1 rRNA gene is annotated in these 219 nt (G+C 46.1%); it reads left to right on the top strand.

The features are described from left to right. Positions 1-16 precede the first annotated feature (16 nt). A 5S ribosomal RNA gene (gene rrf / locus H6A12_RS13250) occupies positions 17-133 on the top strand. Positions 134-219 lie beyond the last annotated feature (86 nt).

Below are 219 nucleotides of genomic sequence, written 5' to 3'. Positions count from 1 at the left end.
AAGGAAGCGCAGCAAAGACGGTGTCGATGGCGGTGAGGATCCACCTGTTCCCATCCCGAACACAGAAGTTAAGCTCACTAGCGTCGAAAATACTTGGCTGGAGACGGCCCGGGAAGATAGATAGACGCCGTCACAAAAAGATATTTGAAGCTCTGAAGTCAGGGCTTCAAATATTTTTATATTGACAAAAAGTGCAGAAGTGCTTATAATAGGCAACAG

The organism is Merdimmobilis hominis, assembly GCF_016901855.1.
Classification (GTDB): domain Bacteria; phylum Bacillota; class Clostridia; order Oscillospirales; family Ruminococcaceae; genus Paludihabitans.
Note: the sequence above shows the minus strand (reverse complement) of the source record. Positions and strands in the feature narration are given on the sequence as shown.